Origin of the sequence: Mycobacterium sp. SMC-11 (assembly GCF_046250095.1) — a bacterium.
GTDB classification, from domain to species: domain Bacteria; phylum Actinomycetota; class Actinomycetes; order Mycobacteriales; family Mycobacteriaceae; genus Mycobacterium; species Mycobacterium heraklionense_A.
The window spans coordinates 2858441-2877887 of sequence record NZ_CP176430.1 but is presented as its reverse complement, the minus strand read 5'-3'; the positions used below and the strand labels follow the sequence as shown (position 1 = coordinate 2877887).

Genomic DNA, 19447 nt, shown 5'->3' with positions numbered 1-19447 from the left:
GCCGACCCTAGAACGTCGGTCGCAGCGCCGGGAACACGGTGGCCGCCACCGCCCGCAGCGTCGCCTTGAACATGTCCAGGAAGTCGAAGTAGTCGCGCCACAACGTGATACGGCCGTGGTGCACCTCGAAAACTCCGCACACCCAGAACTGCAGCCGCAACGGCCCCAGCGTCAGCGCGTCGGTGCGCTCGGTGAGGACCGACGAGCCGTCGGCGGCGATGCGGTGGATCTTCACGTCGAAGCCTGCCCGGCCGGCCATCCGCCCGAACACCCCGATCGTGGCACTGCGGCCGTAGATGGTCGGCAGGCCGACGTTCTGGTACACCACGTCCTCGGCGAGTGCCGCCGCCGCGGTGTCGAGGTCCTCGTCGCGCAGGGCGTCGAGGAAGGCCTCCACGGTGCGGATGTTGGCGGCGGCCTCGACAGCACTCGGCTGGCCAGTCAGTTCGGTCATGCCTGCCACCCTAAGCCTGTGGGGCTGTGGCACGGTAGGCCGATGCGAGTCGTAGTGGTTGCCGGCCCAGATCCCGGTCATGCGTTCCCGGCGATCGCCTTGTGCAAGCGCTTCGCGGCGGCCGGGGACACCCCGACGCTGCTGACCGGGGTGCAGTGGCTCGACACCGCCCGTGCCGCCGGGGTGGACGCCGCGGAGCTGCTGGGACTCGATCCCACGGCGGGCGATGACGACGCCGACGACGGGGCCAAGCTGCACCACCGTGCGGCGCGGATGGCGGCCCAGAACCGTGATCAGCTGCGGGCTCTGGCGCCGGATCTGGTGGTCTCCGACGTCATCACGGCCTGTGGGGGATTGGCCGCGGAGTTGCTCGGCATCGGGTGGGTCGAACTCAGTCCGCACCCGCTGTACCTGCCGTCGAAGGGGCTGCCGCCGATCGGCAGTGGGCTGGCGCCGGGCACCGGGGTACGCGGCCGGCTGCGGGACGCGGTGATGCGCTCGCTGACGGCACGGTCGGTGCGCGGCGGACTGCGCCAGCGCGCCGAGGCGCGGGTGGGGATCGGTCTGCCGGCCGACGATCCCGGGCCGCTGCGGCGCCTGATCGCCACGCTGCCCGCACTCGAGGTGCCCCGACCGGACTGGCCCGCCGAGGCCGTCGTCGTCGGGCCGCTGCACTTTGAGCCGACCGGGCAGGTGCTGGCCGTGCCGCCGGGGTCGGGCCCGCTGGTGGTGGTGGCGCCGTCGACCGCCGCCACCGGAGCCGCCGGTCTGGCCGAGCTCGCCCTGGAGCATCTGGTGCCTGGGGCCGGACTGCCCGATGGCGCCCGGCTGGCGGTGTCGCGGCTGGGCGGTGCGCCCCTGGAGCTGCCGTCGTGGGCCGTCGCCGGGTTGGGGCGCCAGGACGAACTGTTGACGCACGCCGACGTGGTGGTCTGCGGCGGCGGGCACGGCATGGTGGCCAAGACGCTGCTGAGCGCGGTGCCGCTGGTGGTGGTGCCCGGTGGCGGTGATCAGTGGGAGATCGCCAATCGTGTGGTGCGCCAGGGCAGTGGGCGGCTGATCCGGCCGTTGACCGGGCCGGCATTGGCCGAGGCGGTGAGCGCCGTCTTGGCGTCGCCGAGCTACCGCGACGCCGCGCGGCGGGCCGCAAACACTGCCACCGACGTCGCGGATCCGGTACGGGTGTGCCACGAGGCGCTGTCGGGCACTGGGTAGGTTGGGTGGGTGCGCCTGACCGAATTCCACGAACGGGTCGCGATGCGTTTCGGTACCGCCTATGGCGCCTCGGTGCTGGCAGATCATGTGCTGGCCGCGGTGGGTGGGCGGACCGCGGCGCAGGCCATCGAGGACGGCGTGGAGCCGCGTGACGTGTGGTGGGCGCTGTGCTCGGACTTCGACGTGCCGCGCGATCAGTGGTGAGGTTGGTCGCTGCGCGCCACGATGCTGCGCACTAGGGCGACGGAAAGGTCCGAGCAGATCGCGGCCAGTTCGGTGGTGCTCTCGACCGGGTTGGCAAGCCAGGTTTCGATGATCTGGTTGACCCCGCCGACGATGAACAGTGCGCCGCGGCGTAGTTCTTCGGGTGCGAGGTCCTGACCGTCGAGAACGCCCGGGGCGTGTTCGACGACCGCGTCGGTGATCAGGTCGAGAATCCCTGCGCGGTGCTCGTTGAGCCCGGGAATCGCCGACAGGTCGCTGGTGGCGATGCGGTGGATGCAGGGGTCGGCGGCGATCAGGTCGAGAAACGCGGTCAGCGCGGACCGGAGCTTGTCCGACAGTGTGCCGGGGTCGCCGATGCCGGCGGTGACCATCGCTTCGAGCAGCTGGTCGCGGACGTCGTCGGAGACCGCGAAGAACAGCGCGTCGCGGTTGGGGAACTGCTCGTAGAAATAGCGCGGGGTGAGGCCCGCGGCGGTGCAGACGCCGCGGACGGTGACCTCGCCGATGCCCGATTCGCCCCAGATCTGGCGGCCGGCGGCCAGCAGCTTGCTACGGCGCTCGGCGCGGCGGTCCACCGCGCTGATTCCGCCGTAATCACGCACCACCTCAGGGCGTTTCATTGACATCACCCTACTAGCGACCGTAAATTCGGAATACGGATGTTGTCCAAATTATCCGATGGAGGTCGCCCGATGAACGCGCCCGCACTGACCGTCCCCGCTCGTCACCCGGCTGGACCGGGCGCCGTTCCGGTCAGCATTCGGGCGCTGGCGACGGTGTTGGCGATCGCCAAACCCACGCCCGAGCGGTGGCGCCAGATCGGCGAAGACCTGACAGCCGGCGACGAACCGATGGCGCGGCTGGTCGAGTGGATGTCGCAGGCTCAGGACGCCCGCCCGCTGTTCGAACAGATACTGGCCCACGGGCTCACGAGCGTGCCGGACGCACCCGCGCCGCTGCGGGAGTTCTTCGGGGAGTTCGAGCCCATCCCGGACTGGGTCGATCTGGCTCGGGTGCGCCGGGGCCAGCGAGCTTTGCGTCGTGGCGGTGCCGATGGCACCTACATCGCCCGGGACGTGTCGTTCCTCGGCGGCTACCAGTTCTCCTCGTTCAACAAGACGCTGTTGCGCACCGGTGTGCTGGAAAAAGGCTCGAACAAGCGCTTTGCCGAGACCCTGCAATGGGCGCTGGACGTCAGCGCCGAAGGGGGACTGGAGCCACTCGGCGTCGGCTATCAGGCCACCATCCGGGTCCGGCTGATCCATGAATACGTTCGCCGGCACGTGGCCGCGCTGCCGGACTGGCGCAGTGACGAATGGGGTCTGCCGGTCAATCAGACCGACATGGCCGCCACCCTGGTCGGAGCGCTGATCGCGCCACCGGCCGGCGGCCTGGCGCTGGGCATCGTGATGTCTCCGGCCGAGCTGGAGGACATCGCGCACCTGACCCGCTATGTCGGCTGGCTGATGGGGGTCCGCGACGACTGGCTGCCCAGCAGCTTCCGGGACGGCATTCGCATCCTCTATCAGACCCTCGGTGCGCTTTCGGCGCCCGACGAGACCACCAAGCAGCTGGCGGCCCCGATGGCCGATGATCCGCTGGAATGGCAGTTCGCCGCCATGACCGGTGCGCGGCGCCGTATCGCCCGCGCCCAGCATCTCTCGCTGACCAGCAGTTTTCTCGGTCCGCGCACGATGCGAAAGCTGGGCCTGCCGGTTTTCGTGCTGCCCTGGTACCCGCTGCTGCGGATACCGGTGAACCTGGCCCGCAGCGCCGCGGCGCTGGCCCTGCCCGGCGGCCTGGAGCGCGCGGCGCGGCGGGGGCGGCGCGAGCAGGAGGCATTCATGCGCACCATGATGGGGGCCGGCGACGCCACGATCGGGGCGTCCGCGCATGTCGTGGCGGTGGCTTAGCCAGGTGTAAAGAGTCGACACGCCGACACGCCGCGTGTCGGACTTGATTCGAACATTCGTTCGCCTACTGTGGAGGCAGTTCGTTCGGCCTGACGGGTTTGTCAGACCCCGTCGCTAGCGTCACGGCCAACCGACCAAGAACCGGTCACCGAACTACCGAACCACAGGAGAGGCATCATGGCGCAAGCGCCCGATCGCGAAAAAGCACTCGAACTGGCAATGGCCCAGATCGACAAGAACTTCGGCAAAGGCTCGGTGATGCGCCTCGGGGACGAGGTGCGTCAGCCGATCTCGGTCATCCCGACCGGCTCGATCGCCCTGGACGTGGCGCTGGGCATCGGCGGCCTGCCCCGGGGGCGGGTCGTCGAGATCTATGGCCCAGAGTCCTCCGGTAAGACCACCGTGGCGCTGCACGCCGTGGCCAACGCCCAGGCCGCCGGGGGGATCGCGGCGTTCATCGACGCCGAGCACGCCCTGGACCCCGAGTACGCCAAGAAGCTTGGCGTGGACACCGATTCGCTGCTGGTGTCCCAGCCCGACACCGGAGAGCAGGCGCTGGAGATCGCCGACACGCTGATCCGCTCCGGCGCGCTGGACATCCTGGTCATCGACTCGGTGGCCGCCCTGGTGCCGCGCGCGGAGATCGAGGGCGAGATGGGGGACAGTCACGTCGGCCTGCAGGCCCGGCTGATGAGCCAGGCGCTGCGGAAGATGACCGGCGCGCTGAACAATTCGGGTACCACCGCCATCTTCATCAACCAGCTGCGGGAGAAGATCGGGGTGATGTTCGGCAGTCCCGAAACCACCACGGGTGGAAAGGCTTTGAAGTTCTACGCCTCGGTGCGCCTGGACGTTCGGCGGATCGAGACCCTCAAGGACGGTACCGACGCGGTCGGCAACCGCACCCGGGTCAAGGTGGTCAAAAACAAGGTGTCGCCGCCGTTCAAGCAGGCCGAGTTCGACATCCTCTATGGCCGGGGCATCAGCCGTGAGGGCTCGCTGATCGACATGGGCGTGGACCAGGGCTTCATCCGCAAGTCCGGTTCCTGGTTCACCTACGACGGCGAACAGCTGGGGCAGGGCAAGGAGAACGCCCGCAACTACCTGCTGACCAACGTGGACGTGGCCAACGAGATCGAGAAGAAGATCAAGGAGAAGCTCGGTATCGGCGCCGTGCTGACCGATGAGCTGGCCGATGATGTTCTGCCCGCCCCCGTCGACTTCTGAGTCGGTCGAGGCGGCAGAGCCCAAGCGCGAGGAGCAGGCGAAGACACTGTGCCTTCGCCTGCTCACTGCCCGGGCCCGCACCCGCGCCGAGCTCGCCGGCCAGCTGGCCAAGCGGGGCTACCCCGACGACGTCAGTGACCGGGTGCTGGCGCGGTTGACCACCGCTGGCCTGATCGACGACGCCGACTTCGCCCAGCAGTGGGTGCGGTCCCGGCGAGAGCACGCCGGGAAGGGCCGCAAGGCACTGGCCGCCGAGCTACGCACCAAAGGCGTCGACGAGGACGTGATCGCCGGCGCGCTGGAGGGCATCGACGCCGCCGCCGAGCGCGACCGCGCCGAACAACTGGTGCATGCCAAGCTTCGCCGGGAGACACTAGGAGCCGACGATGTGAAGATCACCCGTCGGCTGGTGGCGATGCTCGCTCGGCGCGGCTACAACCCGTCGATGGCCTATGACGTGGTCAGCACCGAATTGGCCGCCGAACGAGAACGCCGGCGGGTGTGAGGGATCAGGTCAGACCTCTTCGGAGTCCTCGGCCTCGTCCGTGCTGGTGAAGACTTCCTTGGTCCGTTCGACGGCGTGAGTGGCGATCTCGATGGAGTCCTGGACGATGGCGCTGACGCCGCCGGAGATGTCTCCGCGAATGATGTCGCCGGCGTCCTCGACGATGTCCGAGGCCTTCTCGACGGCGTGTGCGGCGATGTCACGCGCAGCGTTGAATGCGTCCTTGGGGGTGATGGCCATCCGAGTCTCCTGTCATTAGCTGTCGAGTCCGACTCTAGACGGCCGAAACCGTGCGCGCAGTCCCTAAACGACCCGGGCGCCTGGGGTGCCCTCCGGCTCAATTGTGGCGGCCCCCAAGGGGGAGTGGCGCGCCCGACGCAGACGCCGCTCCAGCCTGATTGCCCCGGCCGAGAGCACCAGATTTCCGGTGATCATCAGCGCCGCGATCACCAGCAGTGCGGGCAGGTAGTTGCTGTACTGAGAGCCGACGACGGTGCCTTGGCGCACCATCTCCACGAACGTGATTTGGTAGCCGATTGCGGTGTCCTTGAGCACCACCACCAGTTGTGACACCAGCACCGGCAGCATCGCGGTGACCGCCTGCGGAAGCAGGACCAGCCGCATCGAGGCGCCCCAGTCCAGCCCCAATGCGGCGGCCGCCTCGGATTGCCCGCCGGGCAGGGCTTTTACGCCCGCCCGCACGATCTCGGCGATGACGGCCCCGTTGTAGAGGGTCAGCCCGGTGACCACTCCGGCCAGCGCAATCTGTTGCGGCGGGAAGACGTTGAGTAGCCCGTAGATGAAATAGGCGAAGATCATCATGATCAGCACCGGAATCGCCCGGAAGAACTCCACGATCACCGCGCAACTCCAGCGCACCGGTTTGATCTGCGACAGTCGGCCGACACCGAGCGATACCCCCAGGATCAGCGCGAGCCCGATGGACCAGGCTGCCGCGGTCAAGGTGCCCATCACCCCGGGCAGCACGTAGGTGCGCCACAGGTCCGCGGTCAGAAACGGTGTCCACTTCTCCGCGGTGAGCTGGCCCTTGGCTGACAGTCGCGAATAGATCACCCATCCCAGCAGCCCGGCGACCAACACCGTCGCCACCGACATTGCGTGGTAGCGGGCGCGGGCTCGGGGCCCAGGGGTGTCGAACAGCACCGTCGCGCGCGGCGCGGACCTCATCGCGACACCGTCCAGCGCCGGTCCAGATATCCGAAGAACAAACCCAGCGGCAGAGTAAGCACAACGAAGCCGGCGGCGAACACCGCGCCCACTGCGAGCAGCGCCGCGGTGTTCTCGGTCATCGACTTCATCAACAGCGCCGCTTCGGCGACCCCGATCGCCGAGGCCAAGGTGGTGTTTTTCGTCAGCGCGATCAGCACCGAGCCCAGCGGAATGATCACGGCCCGAAAAGCCTGGGGAAGCAAGATGATCCGAAGATTCTGGGTGAAGCTCAGTCCCAGGGAGCGAGCGGCCTCGGCCTGGCCGATGCCCACGGTGTTGACGCCCGAGCGCACTGCCTCGCAGACGAATGACGCCGTGTACACACCCAGGCCCAGCACGGCCAGACGAAAGTTGCTGTCGTCGATCGACGTTGGCGACTGCGGATCGGTCAGTGAGACTCCCAGCGTCTGGGCCAGGCCGAACGAGCACAGCAACAACAGCAGTGTCAGTGGGGTATTGCGCACCAGATGGACATAGCCGCCGCCGATCCACCGCAGCACCGGTACCGGGGCCAGCCGCATCGCGGCCAGCCCGGTGCCCAAGATCAGCGCGAGCGTGCCGGACAACACTGCCAACTCGACGGTGACGGTGAAGGATTGGAGGATCTGTCCCCGGTACTCGGCGAACATCATCGTTCGATCGGCGGCGGTTGGGGCACGGCGAACCCGGCGGGACCGAAGTTGTCCACGAACGCGGCTCGCCACGATCCGTCGCGTTCCATCTCCTCGAGGGCCTCGTTGATCCGCTGGCGCAAGCCGTCGTTGCCCTTTCGCACGCCAATACCGTAGAGCTCTTGCGAGAATCGTTCGCCGACCAGTTTGAAGGCGCCGGGGCTCTGTGCGGCGTAGCCGGCCAGAATGACGTCGTCGGTGGTGACCGCGTCGATCGCGCCATTGCGCAGCGCCTCCACGCACGCCGAGTAGGTGTCGTAGCGCTGCAGCTGCACGCCCGGGTAGCGGTCCTTGATTCGTTGGGCCGGCGTGGAGCCCGACACCGAACACAGCTTCTTGTGCCGTTGCAGTGACGCGGTGCCGGTGATGTCGGTGTTGTCGGCGCGCACCAACAGCGACTGCCCGGTGAGCAGGTAGGGGCCGGCGAAGTCGACCTTCTGGCGCCGGGAATCGGTGATCGAGTAGGTGGCCACCAGGTAATCGACCTGGCCGTTGCGCAGCAGCATCTCGCGCTGGCCGGACGGAGCCTCGATCCAGGCGATGCGGTCGGGCGGGTAGCCCAGCCGGGCCGCCACATAGCGGGCCACGTCGACATCGAATCCGCCGAGCGTGCCGTCAGGCTTCTTGACGCTCAAGCCGGGTTGGTCGAACTTGACACCGACCGTGATCTTGCCGCTGTCGTGAGCGGTACAGGCCGTGCAGAGCATGGCCAATGCGAACACCGCGGCCAGGACTGCCCAGGACCGTGCCAGCACCTGCGGGGTTCGCGGCGTCCGCATCAGTGGTCGAGAACCTTGGCGAGAAAATCTTGGGCCCGTGCCGATTTCGGGGCCCCGAAGAACTCTGCGGGCGCGGATTCCTCGACGATGGCGCCGTCGGCCATGAACACCACCCGGTCGGCGGCGCGGCGGGCGAAGCCCATCTCGTGGGTGACCACCACCATGGTCATCCCGTCGTCGGCCAGCGTGGTCATCACATCGAGTACCTCGCTGATCATCTCCGGGTCCAAGGCACTGGTCGGCTCGTCGAACAGCATCACTTTCGGATTCATCGCCAGCGACCGTGCGATCGCCACCCGCTGCTGCTGTCCGCCGGACAACTGTGCGGGGTGTTTGTGGGCCTGATCGGCCACTCCGACCCGCTCCAGCAGTGCCATTGCCTGGCGCTGCGCCTGCGCTCGGGGCGTCTTGTGCACCTTCATCGGTGCCAGTGTGACGTTGTCCACGATGGTCTTGTGCGGAAACAGGTTGAACGATTGGAACACCATGCCGACCTGGGCCCGCAGCCTGGCCAGCGCCGCGCCTTCGGCCGGCAGCGGCTGGCCGTCGACGGCTATAACACCGGAGTCGATGACTTCAAGCCGGTTGATGGTCCGGCACAGGGTGGACTTGCCCGAGCCCGAGGGGCCCAGGATCGCCACCACCTCGCCACGAGCGACCTCGAGGTTGACGTCTTTGAGCACATGCAGGCCACCGAAGTACTTGTTGACGTGGTGGATGGCGATCATCGGCACCAGATCCGGCCCGCCGCTGGTCATGGGATCTGACCCTACCCAGGAAGGCTTCCCGCGGGCGCCGCTATCGGCCTGGTCACTCTGATCGACTCAGCCGCCGTACCATAGTCCGGGTGAGTTTGCCGGTGATTTCCGAACAGATGCGCACCTACGAGGTGCGTACCTACGGCTGTCAGATGAATGTTCACGACTCCGAACGCATTGCCGGCATGCTCGAGCAGGCCGGTTACCGGCGGGCACCCGACGACGCCGACGCCGACCTGGTGGTGTTCAACACCTGCGCGGTTCGGGAGAACGCCGACAACAAGCTCTACGGCAACCTGAGCCACCTGGCCCCCAACAAGCGCAGCAACCCCGACATGCAGATCGCCGTCGGTGGCTGCCTGGCGCAAAAGGACAAAGACAGCGTGCTGAGCCGCGCGCCCTGGGTGGATGTCGTCTTCGGCACCCACAACCTGGGGTCGTTGCCGGCGCTGTTGGAGCGCGCCCGGCACAACCGCAGCGCCCAGGTGGAGATCGTCGAATCGCTGCGAGAGTTCCCGTCGTCGCTGCCCGCCGCACGGGACTCGGCCTATTCGGCCTGGGTGTCCATCTCCGTCGGCTGTAACAACAGCTGCACCTTCTGCATCGTGCCATCGCTGCGTGGCCGCGAAGTGGACCGCAGCCCTGAGGACATCCTCGCCGAGGTGCGGGCGCTGGCCGCCGAAGGCGTTCTCGAGGTGACCCTGCTGGGCCAGAACGTCAACGCCTACGGTGTGTCCTTCGCTGACCGGGAACTGCCGCGCGACCGCGGTGCATTCGCGTCGCTGCTGCGGGCCTGCGGGGACATCGACGGTCTGGAGCGGGTCCGCTTCACCTCACCGCATCCAGCCGAATTCACCGACGACGTCATCGAGGCGATGGCGCAGACCCCGAACGTGTGTCCCACACTGCACATGCCGCTGCAGTCCGGCTCGGACCGGGTTCTGCGGGCGATGCGTCGCTCCTACCGCGCCGAGCGCTACCTGGGCATCCTCGACCGGGTTCGGGCCGCCATTCCGGACGCAGCCATCACCACCGACCTGATCGTCGGTTTCCCGGGGGAGACCGAGCAGGACTTCGACGAGACCCTTGAGGTCGTGGCGGCCGCGCGATTCTCGGCCGCATTCACCTTTCAGTACTCCAAGCGGCCCGGAACACCGGCCGCCGAACTTCCCGATCAACTGCCCAAAGAGGTTGTCCAGCAACGCTACGACCGGCTGATCGAGCTGCAGGAACAGATCTCCTGGGACGAGAACAAGGCCCAGATCGGGCGCACCGTCGAACTGCTGGTGGCAGTCGGGGAGGGTCGCAAAGATGCCCAGACGGCGCGAATGAGCGGCCGAGCGCGCGACGGTCGGCTGGTGCACTTCGCTCCCGGGACCGCGCAGGTGCGTCCCGGCGACGTGGTGACCACGACGGTCACCGGTGCGGCGCCGCACCACCTGCTGGCCGACGGGGCGCTGCTGAGCCACCGGCGTACCAGGGCCGGTGACAGCCATGCCGAACCAGCGCCCGGTGTCGGACTGGGCATGCCGAAGATGCCGGGGGTGACGCGATGAGCGGCAACGGGGACAACCAGCACAACTTCGAGGCCTACCGCGCCGACATCGAGGCCGCCGAGCGGCGCGTCGCCGGGGAAATCGACCCCGGCGGCCGGGGACTGGTCGTCGCGATCTGCGTCTTCGTGCTGCTCGGGTCGTTCCTGTTGCCGCACACCGGTTCCGTCCGCGGTTGGGATGTCCTATTCCCCGGCGAGGGCACCGACGAGGCCCTGGTGACGCTGCCGTCGCAGCTGTTCATGTGGCTGGCGTTGGTATTCGGGGTGGGGTTCTCGCTGCTGGCCTTGATGACTCGGCGCTGGACGGTGGCCTGGGTGGCACTGGCGGGCTCGGCGGTAGCCGCCGCCGTCGGACTCCTGGCCGTGTGGTCGCGGCAGACCGCGGTGCCGGGCGACCCGGGTCCGGGCGTCGGGCTGATCCTGGCGTGGATCACGCTGATCGTGCTGACCTTTCACTGGGCCCGCGTGGTGTGGTCACGCACCGCCCTACAGCTCGCCGCCGAGGCCGAGCGCCGGCAGAGCACCGCGCAGCTGCAGTCACGAAACCTGTTGGACGATCTCAGCCGTCCCGAGGACCCGCCAGCGGGCGAGTAGCCCCGGTCGCGGCGCGGCCTTCGCCGCTTCCTGGCCGGGTCGATCATCGTCGCGGCACGTCTCCTCGCCAGGCGCCGGTTTCGGTGGGCTGGTTCTCGATGAAGTCCTTGAACCGCTTGAGATCCGCATGGACCCGGTGGTCGAGGATGTTGAGCTTGTCGGCGACGTTTTCCAGAACACCATCGGGGTCGATGTCCATCTGCGTGGTCACTCGGGTAGTGCCGTCGTCGATCTTGTGGAACGTGACCACACCGCCGTGGTTTGGGCCGGTGTCTGAACGCCACGCCACCCGTTCTTCCGGGTGTTGCTCGGTGATGGTCGCGTCGAACTCACGCGACGCGGGGCCCACCTTGATCTTCCAGTGCAGGTGGGTGGCATCGCGTTGCTGTACCTGTTCGACGCCCTCCATGAATTTCGGGAACGACTCGAACTGGGTCCATTGGTTGTAGACCATCCGGATCGGGCGCTTGACGTCGAGTGCCGCGGTGATATTGCTCATGTGTCACCTCCAGTGAGTTGGTTGTTGCCTCACGGGGGGTGGTAGCCCGGCGGTGCCGATGCTCAAACATCGGCCGGTCGTCAGCGCCGGTTGAGCGCCTGTTCGGCGGCCTGGGCCCATTGCCGCCACTGCTCGGCGTTGGCGGTGGCCTCGGCGGCCTCCTTGTCGCGGCCCGCGGCCTGGGCCTTGAGTGCCTGACGTTCGAACTGTTCGGCGCGAGTGCGGAATTGGGCTGCCCGGGCTTCAGCTTCGGGATCCACCACGGCCGCCTCGGCGGCGGCACCGGCGTCGCGCACCTTCTTCTCCACCGCCCGCAGTCGCCGTTCCAACTCCGCCGAACGCTCTCGGGGCGCCTTGCCCAGGGCATCCCACTTGTTGACGATCGAGCGCAGCGCGGCGCGCGCGGCGTTCTGGTTGGTCGGGTCGATCCGCTCCGCCTCGACCAGCAAGGCCTCCTTGGCGGTGGCATTGGCCTCCAGTTCGGCGTCGCGTTCGGCGTTCGCGGCATTCCGGGCGGAGAAGAACGTGTCCTGGGCGGCCTTGAACCGCTGCCACAACGCCTCATCGACATCCTTGGAGGCCCGCCCGGTCGTCTTCCAGGTGGCCAACAGCTGGCGGAACGCGGCACTGGTGGAGGCCCAGTCGGTGGACCCCGACAGCTCCTCGGCCCGCTTGCACAGCCGTTCCTTCTCCTCGCGCGCCCCGGCTCGCCCGCGGTCGAGGTCGGCGAAGTGCGAGCCGCGCCGCCGGTTGAAGCCGTCGCGGGCCGCGGCGTAGCGCTTCCACAACGCGTCGTCGACCTTGCGGTCCAGGCCGGTGATGGTGCGCCATTCGTCGAGAATGGCGCGCAGCCGGTCGCCGGTGGCCTTCCACTGCGTCGACGTCGCGGCCAACTCCTCGGCTTCGGCGGCCAGCGCCTCCTTGCGTGCGGTCGCGGCCGCCCGCTGCTCATCGCGCTGAGCACGGCCGGCTGCGGCGACGCTGTCGGCGTGCTCGGTGACCGCCGCGATCCTCGCTGCCAGCGCCTCGATGTCCCCGAGGACGCTGGCCGTCGGCAACTGCTCGGCCAGCGCCGCCGCGGATGCCTTGATTTTGCGGGCGTCGCCGCTGCCGGACGACAACCGCTCCTCGAGCAGGGTCACCTCGGTGCTCAGGTCGTCATAGCGGCGGCCGAAGTGGGCGAACGCGGCTTCGCGGTCACCGGCCTGCCAGGAGCCGATCTGTCGCTCGCCGGCCGGCGTGACCAGCCACACCGTGCCGTCGTCGTCGACCCGCCCGAATCGGTGCGGGTCACCGGTGGGCGGCCCGATAACGGCCGGGGCAGGCCGGGCACCCGGCTTGGGCCCCACGTGGGCACCAGGCCTGGGACCGGGACGGGGCCCCGGCCGTGGGGTGGGGGCGGACGAACCGCTGTCAGTGGTCATCGCTGTCGTCACCTAACCCTTCGCGGGATAACCCGCGCATCTGCCGCGCACCGCGGCGCCTTCGATCTGCCTAGAAGCATTCAAGAGTATTCAAGCAGTTACCCGCCACGCTGTGCCGTCAACTCGGCGGTTCAGCGAGGTTCGACGCAGGAGAGCCGAAGCTGGGACTGCCGCATAAGCCCGGCGGTTCAGCGAGGTTCGACGCAGGAGAGCCGAAGCTGGGACTGCCGCATAAGCCCGGCGGTTCAGCGAGGTTCGACGCAGGAGAGCCGAAGCTGGGACTGCCGCATAGGCACGGCGGTTCAGCGAGGTTCGACGCAGGAGAGCCGAAGCTGGGGCCGGTTCGAGACCCGGGCGGTAGCCTGTCCGATCGCCACCGGAGTTACCGCGGCACCGCAGACCTGTAGGAGGCCGGCATTGGCGAAAGAGACCATCGCCGTGCTGTTTGCGCTCGGTGCGGCGCTGTTCAGCGCGATCAGCGACGTGATTCAGCAGCGCAGTGCCCACCGGTTCGGTGACCAGGGGATCGGGGCCGCCGCACTGTTCGCCCGGCTGTTGACCGATCGGCAGTGGTGGGTGGGCACGGCGTCGGGCCTGGTGGCGCTGAGCCTGCAGGCCGTGGCTCTCGGCCTCGGGTCGGTGCTGCTGGTGGAGTCGTTACTGGTCACGTCACTGCTGTTCGCCTTGCCGCTGGGAGCCCGCCAATCCGGTCACCGCCTGCGGCGTTCGGTGTGGTTATGGTCGGCGTTGCTGGTCGCCGCCGAGACCATCATCATCACCGTCGGCCATCCCACCGCCGGGCAGGCGAGGGCCTCGCTGGAGGCCTGGGTCTGGGTGGTCGCGGTGCTGGCGCCGACGGTGTTGCTGTGCCTGATCGGGGCGCGGGCCTACGCGGGCCGGCCGGCGGCGGCCGTATTGCTGGCGGCGGTGTCCGCCATTTCGTGGGGCATTTTCGCGGTGTTGACCAAGGGCGTGGTCGATCTGATCGGCCACGGTCCGCGCGCAATGTTCACCGCACCGGAGCTGTATGCGTGGGCAGCGGTCGCGCTCACCGGCGCGGTGTATCAGCAGTCGTCATTTAGGGCCGGCGCCCTGACGGCCTCGCTGCCCACGATCACGGTGCTCGAACCCATCGTGGCCGCGACGCTGGGCATGGTCCTGCTCGGCGAGGTCCTCAACCCTGGCCGCGACGCGGCGTTCACCCTGGTGCTGGCGGTGGCGACGCTGGTCGCCGCGGTCGCGGCGCTCTCGCGGGATCAGGCGGCCACCGCAGGCGAGCGGGCCGCCGCCATCCAGCTCAGCAGCGGCGCCGATGGCCTCGCTCCCGGGCCGGAAGGTGAACAACGGGTATCGTTGCCCGATTGAGGAGGGGGCCATGTCGACAGGGAATTTCCTAGCGGCGTTGCTCGCGCTGTGCGCCGCACTGGCGTCCGCGATCGGCGACGTGATCCGACAGCGGTCGGCCCAGGAGATCACAGACCAGCAGGTAGGCCACCTGGAGCTGTTCTGGCTGTCGCTGCGCGACCCGCGGTGGTGGGGCGGCGGTGCAGCGGCGGTGGCCAACTACGCCTTGCAGGCGGTGGCGCTGGCGGTCGGCTCGGTGATGCTGGTGACCGGCTTGCAGGTGACCGCGCTGCTGTTCGCGCTGCCGATGTATGCCTGGCTGACGCACCGCCGGGTGAGCAACTGGGAGTGGATGTGGGCGATCCTGCTGGCCGCGGCGCTGGCGGTGGTGGTCGTGGTGGGGGATCCGACCGAAGGTAAACAACACGCGCCGGCGGCCACCTGGATCATCGTGTCGACGGTGCTGGCGGCGGTGCTGGTGGGCTGCGTGCTGGCCGCGCGGATCTACAAGGGTCGGCCCGCGGCCGCGGTACTGCTGGCGGTGGTGGCCGGTACCTCGCTGGCGGTGTTCGCCTTGCTGACGAAGGTTCTGGTCGAGGTGCTCAAAGCCGACGGCATCGGCGCGGTGCTGCGGGCACCCGCCCTGGTGCCGTGGCTGGTGGCGACGCTGGCCGGGATGATCTTTCAGCAGTCGGCGTTTCGCGCGGGTGCGCTGACTGCGTCCATGCCGACGATGACCGTGGCCAAACCGCTGGTGGCCAGTGCGCTGGGCGTACTGCTGCTCAACGAGACCATTCAGGCCGGCGGGACAGAGGATGTCGCGGTGATCATCGGGGTGGTGCTGATCGTGATCGCCACCGCGGCGCTGGCCCGCGGCGAGGCCGCCACCATCGTCGCCGATGCCGGCGCCGACCTGGCCGAGCCGGTGGCGGCGCCAACCACCAGCTAGCTTGGGTGCCGTGCTGGGACCGATAGCAATCATGCCGTCGGCGCCGGTGTTGGTGCCCGAGCTGGCCGGCACCGCCGCCGAAGCCGCCGAATTGCGGGCCGCCGTGCTGACCGCGACCCGGGCGCTGCCGGCGCGCTGGGTGGTCCTCGGGGCCGGGCCGAATGCGGTGTACGGGGCTGAGAGCACCGGCACTTTCGCCGGATTCGGCGCCGATGTCGCGGTGCGGCTGTCACCGGCGGCCCAGCAACCCGTCGATCTGCCGTTGACCGCGTTGGTCGCCGGCTGGGTGCGCGGTCAGGCCGCACCGGGTGCCGAGGTGGTGGTGCACTGCTGCGCCGACCCGGAAGCGGCGTTGGCCGCCGGCAGGCAGGTGCGCGCCGCGATCGACGAAGGCGGCGAGCTCACCGGGGTGTTGCTGGTTGCCGACGGCGCCAACACCTTGAGCCCGACCGCCCCGGGCGGACACCAGCCGGACGACGTCGAGTGCCAGCGCGCCCTCGACGATGCGCTGGCCGGCGGCGACGTCGCCGCACTGACCGGCCTGCCCCCGCAGGTCGTCGGCCGGGCGGGGTTCGCGGCCCTGGCCGGGCTAATCGGGACCGGACCGCGCGGCGTCACACAGCTCTACCGCGACGCCCCGTACGGAGTCGGTTACTTCGTGGGGGTCTGGCGGCCGTGAGGCCGATCGCGGTTGTCGGGCCCACCGGGACGGGCAAATCACAACTGGCGCTGGACCTGGCCGCGCGGTTGGGCGGCGAGATCGTGAACGCCGATGCCATGCAGCTCTACCGTGGCATGGACATCGGCACCGCCAAGCTGCCGCCGGGCGAGCGTGGCGGCATTCCGCATCACCAACTCGACGTGCTCGATGTCGTACAGACCGCGACGGTGGCGCGCTATCAGCAGGCCGCGGCGGCGGACGTCGAGGCGATCATGGGTCGCGGCGCGGTGCCGATCATCGTGGGCGGGTCGATGCTCTACCTGCAGGCGCTGCTCGACGACTGGGCGTTTCCGGCCACCGACCCGGTGGTGCGGGCCCGCTACGAACAGCGGTTGGCCGAGGTCGGGGTTGCCGCCATGCACGCCGAACTGGCCGGCGCCGACCCTGCTGCAGCCGCGGCGATCCTGCCCACCGACGGCAGGCGGATTGTGCGGGCCCTGGAAGTGGTGGAACTGACCGGGCAACCGTTCGCCGCCTCTGCGCCCACCATCGGAGCGCCGCGCTGGGATACCGTGATCCTCGGATTGGACTGCGACACAGCAATTCTCGATGAGCGACTGGCTGTCCGCACCAACACGATGTTTGCCCAGGGGCTGGTCGCCGAAGTTCAGGGACTGCTGCAATCGGGGTTGCGGGACGGGGTCACCGCCGCCCGAGCGCTGGGCTACGCCCAGGTGATCGCCGACCTCGATGCCGGAGGCGACGGTGCCGGCGCACAGGAACCGACGTTCATCGGCACCCGCCGCTACGTGCGCCGGCAGCGATCCTGGTTCCGCCGCGACCATCGCACCCAATGGCTCGATGCCGCCGGCGACGGTCTGCTCGACGCGGCACTGGCCGCGGTGCGGCACGTATCCTGAGCACATGCTTTTCGCCAAGGGGCACGGCACCCAGAACGACTTCGTGCTGCTGCCGGACCTGGACGCGGCACTGGAGCTGACCCCGGCCGCGGTAGCCGCGCTGTGCGACCGCCGCCGCGGCCTGGGCGCCGACGGTCTGTTGCGGGTGACCACCGCCGGGGCGGCGGCGAGCGCCGGGGTGCTCGAGCAGCTGCCCGAGGGAGTCGCGCCCGGCGACTGGTTCATGGACTACCGCAACGCCGACGGCTCGGTGGCCGAGATGTGCGGCAACGGAGTCCGGGTGTTCGCGCACTATCTGCGCGCCGCGGGCCTGGAATCGGCCGACGAGTTCGTCGTCGGCTCACTGGCCGGGCCGCGACCGGTGATCGTGCACCACGCCGACGACGTGCACGCCGAGGTCACCGTCGACATGGGCAAGCCGAACCTGCTCGGGAGCTCCGGACCGGGATTCGAGGCCCTGGTCGGGGGGCAGCGCTTCGCGGGCCTGGGCGTCGACGTCGGCAACCCGCACCTGGCCTGTGTGGATCCGGGATTGTCTGAGGCCGATCTGGCCGCCCTTGATGTCGGTGCGCCGGTGACGTTCGACACCGCCCAGTTCCCGAACGGGGTGAACGTGGAGATTCTGACCGCTCCGCGGGACGGGGCGGTAGCGATGCGGGTGCATGAGCGCGGTGTCGGCGAGACCCGCTCGTGCGGCACCGGCACGGTGGCCGCCGTCGTGGCGGCCTTGGCGCACACCGGCGCCTCGACCGGCACGCTGCGGGTCGACATCCCCGGCGGACAGGTCAGCGTCACCGTCACCGAGGCCGGCAGCTACTTGCGCGGCCCGTCGGAACTGGTGGCCCGTGGCGACATCGCACCCCGGTGGTGGGCGGCGCAGTGAGCTATCCCGACTCGAGGCCGCAGCCGAGCACCGGTGAGCTGAACCTCGATGACCGCGCAGCGCTGCGCCGTGTTGCCGGCCTGTCCACCGAACTCGCCGACATCTCCGAGGTCGAATACCGCCAACTGCGCCTGGAACGGGTGGTGCTGGTCGGGGTGTGGACCGAGGGCACTTCTGCCGAGGCCGACGCCAGCATGGTGGAGCTTGCGGCACTGGCCGAAACCGCCGGCTCGGAAGTGCTCGAGGGTCTGATCCAGCGTCGTGACCGGCCCGATCCGTCCACCTACATCGGTTCGGGCAAGGCCCAAGAGTTGCGGGAGATGGTGCTGGCGACCGGCGCCGACACCGTCATCTGCGATGGCGAGCTGTCCCCGGCGCAGTTGAACGCGCTGGAAAAAGCGGTCAAGGTCAAGGTGATTGACCGCACCGCGCTGATCCTCGACATCTTCGCCCAGCACGCCACCAGCGCCGAGGGCAAGGCGCAGGTGGCGCTCGCGCAGATGCAGTACATGCTGCCGCGGCTGCGCGGCTGGGGTGAGTCGATGTCACGGCAGGCCGGTGGGCGGGCCGGCGGCGCCGGCGGTGGGGTGGGAACCCGCGGTCCCGGTGAGACCAAGATCGAGACCGACCGGCGGCGGATCCGGGAACGGATGTCCAAGCTGCGCCGCGAAATCAAGGCGATGAAGCAGGTGCGCGACACCCAGCGCAGCCGCCGCCGGCACAGCGACGTCCCTTCGGTGGCGATCGTCGGCTACACCAACGCCGGCAAGTCCAGCCTGCTCAACGCCCTGACTGGCGCCGGGGTGTTGGTCCAGGATGCGTTGTTCGCCACGTTGGAACCCACCACGCGCCGTGGTGAGTTCGACCCTGGAACAAGAATGGCCCGACCCTTTGTGTTGACCGACACAGTCGGTTTCGTGCGGCATCTGCCCACCCAGTTGGTGGAGGCGTTCCGTTCTACGCTGGAGGAAGTCGCCGACGCCGATCTGCTGGTGCATGTGGTCGACGGCTCCGATCCGGCGCCACTGGCGCAGATCACCGCGGTGCGCGAGGTGATCTCGGAAGTCATTGCCGAACACGATTCCGGGCCGAGTGGTCAGCGCGCTCCGGAATTATTGGTGGTCAACAAGATTGACGCTGCCGGCGATCTCGCCTTGGCCCAGTTGCGACGCGCCTTACCTGAAGCGGTTTTCGTCTCGGCGCACACCGGAGAAGGCATTGACGCGTTGCGCCAACGGATGGCGCAGTTGGTGGCTCCGGTCGACACCGCAGTCGATGTCGTCATCCCTTATGGTCGTGGCGATTTGGTGGCACGAGTGCATGAGCACGGTCGGGTGCAGCAGGCCGAGCACGGCGAGGGCGGCACCCGCATCCGCGCGCGGGTTCCCGCGGCATTGGCAGCCAGTCTGCGGGAATTCGCCGCCTTTTAGGCATTGCCGCACCGGTGCTATAGGCTGGTGCTCACGCGTCGTGGAACGCTTACTCACCGCCGTCCGGCCCCTGATGCCGATTCAGCTGGCGTGTGAAGCTCTTCTCGCGGCGATCGCTATTGCCAACAGGCAATCTCGCCAACTCTGTGTTGCAGACAGATCGGTCCGCCTTGACGGCCGCTGCGGCACAGCCGATGCCGGAAAGGCATGT

The 19447-nt window shown here is 68.8% G+C and carries 22 protein-coding genes; 13 read left to right on the top strand and 9 right to left on the bottom strand.

From position 1 onward, the window contains the following. Positions 1-7: 7 nt before the first annotated feature. Entirely contained in the window at positions 8-454 is a 447-nt protein-coding gene (locus tag ACKY0X_RS13540; RefSeq protein WP_409426441.1) for a limonene-1,2-epoxide hydrolase family protein, read from the bottom strand. 42 nt (positions 455-496) lie between these two features. Here ACKY0X_RS13540 and ACKY0X_RS13535 point away from each other — a divergent pair, with 42 nt between their 5' ends. Beyond that, on the top strand, positions 497-1669 hold the full coding sequence (locus ACKY0X_RS13535; protein WP_409426440.1) for a glycosyltransferase: 1173 nt from the start codon (positions 497-499) through the stop codon (positions 1667-1669). 9 nt (positions 1670-1678) lie between these two features. Further along, entirely contained in the window at positions 1679-1873 is a 195-nt protein-coding gene (locus tag ACKY0X_RS13530) for a DUF3046 domain-containing protein (protein WP_024441206.1), read from the top strand. Here ACKY0X_RS13530 and ACKY0X_RS13525 read toward each other — a convergent pair. After that, complete coding sequence (locus ACKY0X_RS13525) at positions 1864-2514, bottom strand: TetR/AcrR family transcriptional regulator (RefSeq protein WP_046283554.1); 651 nt, start codon at positions 2512-2514, stop codon at positions 1864-1866. The genes ACKY0X_RS13530 and ACKY0X_RS13525 overlap by 10 nt on opposite strands. Before the next feature lie 72 nt (positions 2515-2586). On the opposite strand from ACKY0X_RS13525, the gene ACKY0X_RS13520 reads away from it, so the two are divergent. From ACKY0X_RS13520 to recX, 3 genes are all read left to right on the top strand, one after another. Beyond that, positions 2587-3807 (top strand): oxygenase MpaB family protein, encoded by a 1221-nt coding sequence (locus tag ACKY0X_RS13520; RefSeq protein ID WP_409426439.1) that lies wholly within the window; start codon positions 2587-2589, stop codon positions 3805-3807. Between the two features lie 174 nt (positions 3808-3981). Further along, positions 3982-5034, top strand: coding sequence for a recombinase RecA (gene recA, locus ACKY0X_RS13515; RefSeq protein ID WP_174549742.1), 1053 nt, complete (start codon positions 3982-3984; stop codon positions 5032-5034). Next, entirely contained in the window at positions 5003-5539 is a 537-nt protein-coding gene (recX, locus tag ACKY0X_RS13510) for a recombination regulator RecX (RefSeq protein WP_409426438.1), read from the top strand. Before recA ends, recX begins: the two co-directional genes overlap by 32 nt. Before the next feature lie 9 nt (positions 5540-5548). Here recX and ACKY0X_RS13505 read toward each other — a convergent pair whose 3' ends face one another. From ACKY0X_RS13505 to ACKY0X_RS13485, 5 genes are all read right to left on the bottom strand, one after another. After that, positions 5549-5779, bottom strand: a complete 231-nt coding sequence (locus tag ACKY0X_RS13505; protein ID WP_065038642.1) for a hypothetical protein — start codon at positions 5777-5779, stop codon at positions 5549-5551. Between the two features lie 63 nt (positions 5780-5842). Then, positions 5843-6727, bottom strand: a complete 885-nt coding sequence (locus ACKY0X_RS13500; protein WP_409426437.1) for an amino acid ABC transporter permease — start codon at positions 6725-6727, stop codon at positions 5843-5845. Continuing rightward, positions 6724-7401 (bottom strand): amino acid ABC transporter permease, encoded by a 678-nt coding sequence (locus tag ACKY0X_RS13495; RefSeq protein ID WP_409426436.1) that lies wholly within the window; start codon positions 7399-7401, stop codon positions 6724-6726. The genes ACKY0X_RS13500 and ACKY0X_RS13495 overlap by 4 nt, the downstream gene beginning before the upstream one ends. Further along, positions 7398-8219: a glutamate ABC transporter substrate-binding protein gene (locus ACKY0X_RS13490; protein ID WP_409426435.1), complete on the bottom strand. Its 822-nt coding sequence runs from the start codon at positions 8217-8219 to the stop codon at positions 7398-7400. Before ACKY0X_RS13490 ends, ACKY0X_RS13495 begins: the two co-directional genes overlap by 4 nt. After that, complete coding sequence (locus ACKY0X_RS13485) at positions 8219-8977, bottom strand: amino acid ABC transporter ATP-binding protein (RefSeq protein WP_409426434.1); 759 nt, start codon at positions 8975-8977, stop codon at positions 8219-8221. Before ACKY0X_RS13485 ends, ACKY0X_RS13490 begins: the two co-directional genes overlap by 1 nt. 116 nt (positions 8978-9093) lie before the next feature. Here ACKY0X_RS13485 and miaB point away from each other — a divergent pair, with 116 nt between their 5' ends. Beyond that, the gene (gene miaB, locus ACKY0X_RS13480) at positions 9094-10533 is read left to right on the top strand and encodes a tRNA (N6-isopentenyl adenosine(37)-C2)-methylthiotransferase MiaB (RefSeq protein WP_409429629.1); all 1440 of its coding nucleotides are present in this window, start codon (positions 9094-9096) and stop codon (positions 10531-10533) included. After that, complete coding sequence (locus ACKY0X_RS13475; protein WP_409426433.1) at positions 10530-11126, top strand: hypothetical protein; 597 nt, start codon at positions 10530-10532, stop codon at positions 11124-11126. The genes miaB and ACKY0X_RS13475 overlap by 4 nt, the downstream gene beginning before the upstream one ends. 43 nt (positions 11127-11169) lie before the next feature. On the opposite strand, the gene ACKY0X_RS13470 is transcribed toward ACKY0X_RS13475, so the two are convergent. Both ACKY0X_RS13470 and ACKY0X_RS13465 read right to left on the bottom strand, forming a co-directional pair. Next, entirely contained in the window at positions 11170-11625 is a 456-nt protein-coding gene (locus tag ACKY0X_RS13470) for an SRPBCC family protein (protein ID WP_409426432.1), read from the bottom strand. A gap of 80 nt (positions 11626-11705) precedes the next feature. Next, a complete protein-coding gene (locus ACKY0X_RS13465; RefSeq protein ID WP_409426431.1) occupies positions 11706-13049 on the bottom strand; it encodes a DUF349 domain-containing protein in 1344 nt (447 codons plus the stop codon). 417 nt (positions 13050-13466) lie between these two features. Between ACKY0X_RS13465 and ACKY0X_RS13460 the strand changes: the two genes are divergently transcribed. Genes ACKY0X_RS13460 through hflX form a run of 6 tightly spaced genes read left to right on the top strand, consistent with a single transcriptional unit; the run spans position 13467 to position 19236 of the window. Then, positions 13467-14414 (top strand): DMT family transporter, encoded by a 948-nt coding sequence (locus ACKY0X_RS13460; RefSeq protein WP_409426430.1) that lies wholly within the window; start codon positions 13467-13469, stop codon positions 14412-14414. Positions 14415-14424: 10 nt separating this feature from the next. Further along, complete coding sequence (locus tag ACKY0X_RS13455; RefSeq protein ID WP_409426429.1) at positions 14425-15342, top strand: DMT family transporter; 918 nt, start codon at positions 14425-14427, stop codon at positions 15340-15342. A gap of 10 nt (positions 15343-15352) precedes the next feature. Continuing rightward, positions 15353-16021 (top strand): hypothetical protein, encoded by a 669-nt coding sequence (locus ACKY0X_RS13450; RefSeq protein WP_409426428.1) that lies wholly within the window; start codon positions 15353-15355, stop codon positions 16019-16021. After that, positions 16018-16923, top strand: a complete 906-nt coding sequence (gene miaA / locus ACKY0X_RS13445) for a tRNA (adenosine(37)-N6)-dimethylallyltransferase MiaA (protein ID WP_409426427.1) — start codon at positions 16018-16020, stop codon at positions 16921-16923. The genes ACKY0X_RS13450 and miaA overlap by 4 nt, the downstream gene beginning before the upstream one ends. A gap of 4 nt (positions 16924-16927) precedes the next feature. Then, complete coding sequence (dapF, locus tag ACKY0X_RS13440) at positions 16928-17806, top strand: diaminopimelate epimerase (RefSeq protein ID WP_409426426.1); 879 nt, start codon at positions 16928-16930, stop codon at positions 17804-17806. After that, on the top strand, positions 17803-19236 hold the full coding sequence (gene hflX / locus ACKY0X_RS13435) for a GTPase HflX (protein ID WP_409426425.1): 1434 nt from the start codon (positions 17803-17805) through the stop codon (positions 19234-19236). The genes dapF and hflX overlap by 4 nt, the downstream gene beginning before the upstream one ends. Positions 19237-19447 lie beyond the last annotated feature (211 nt).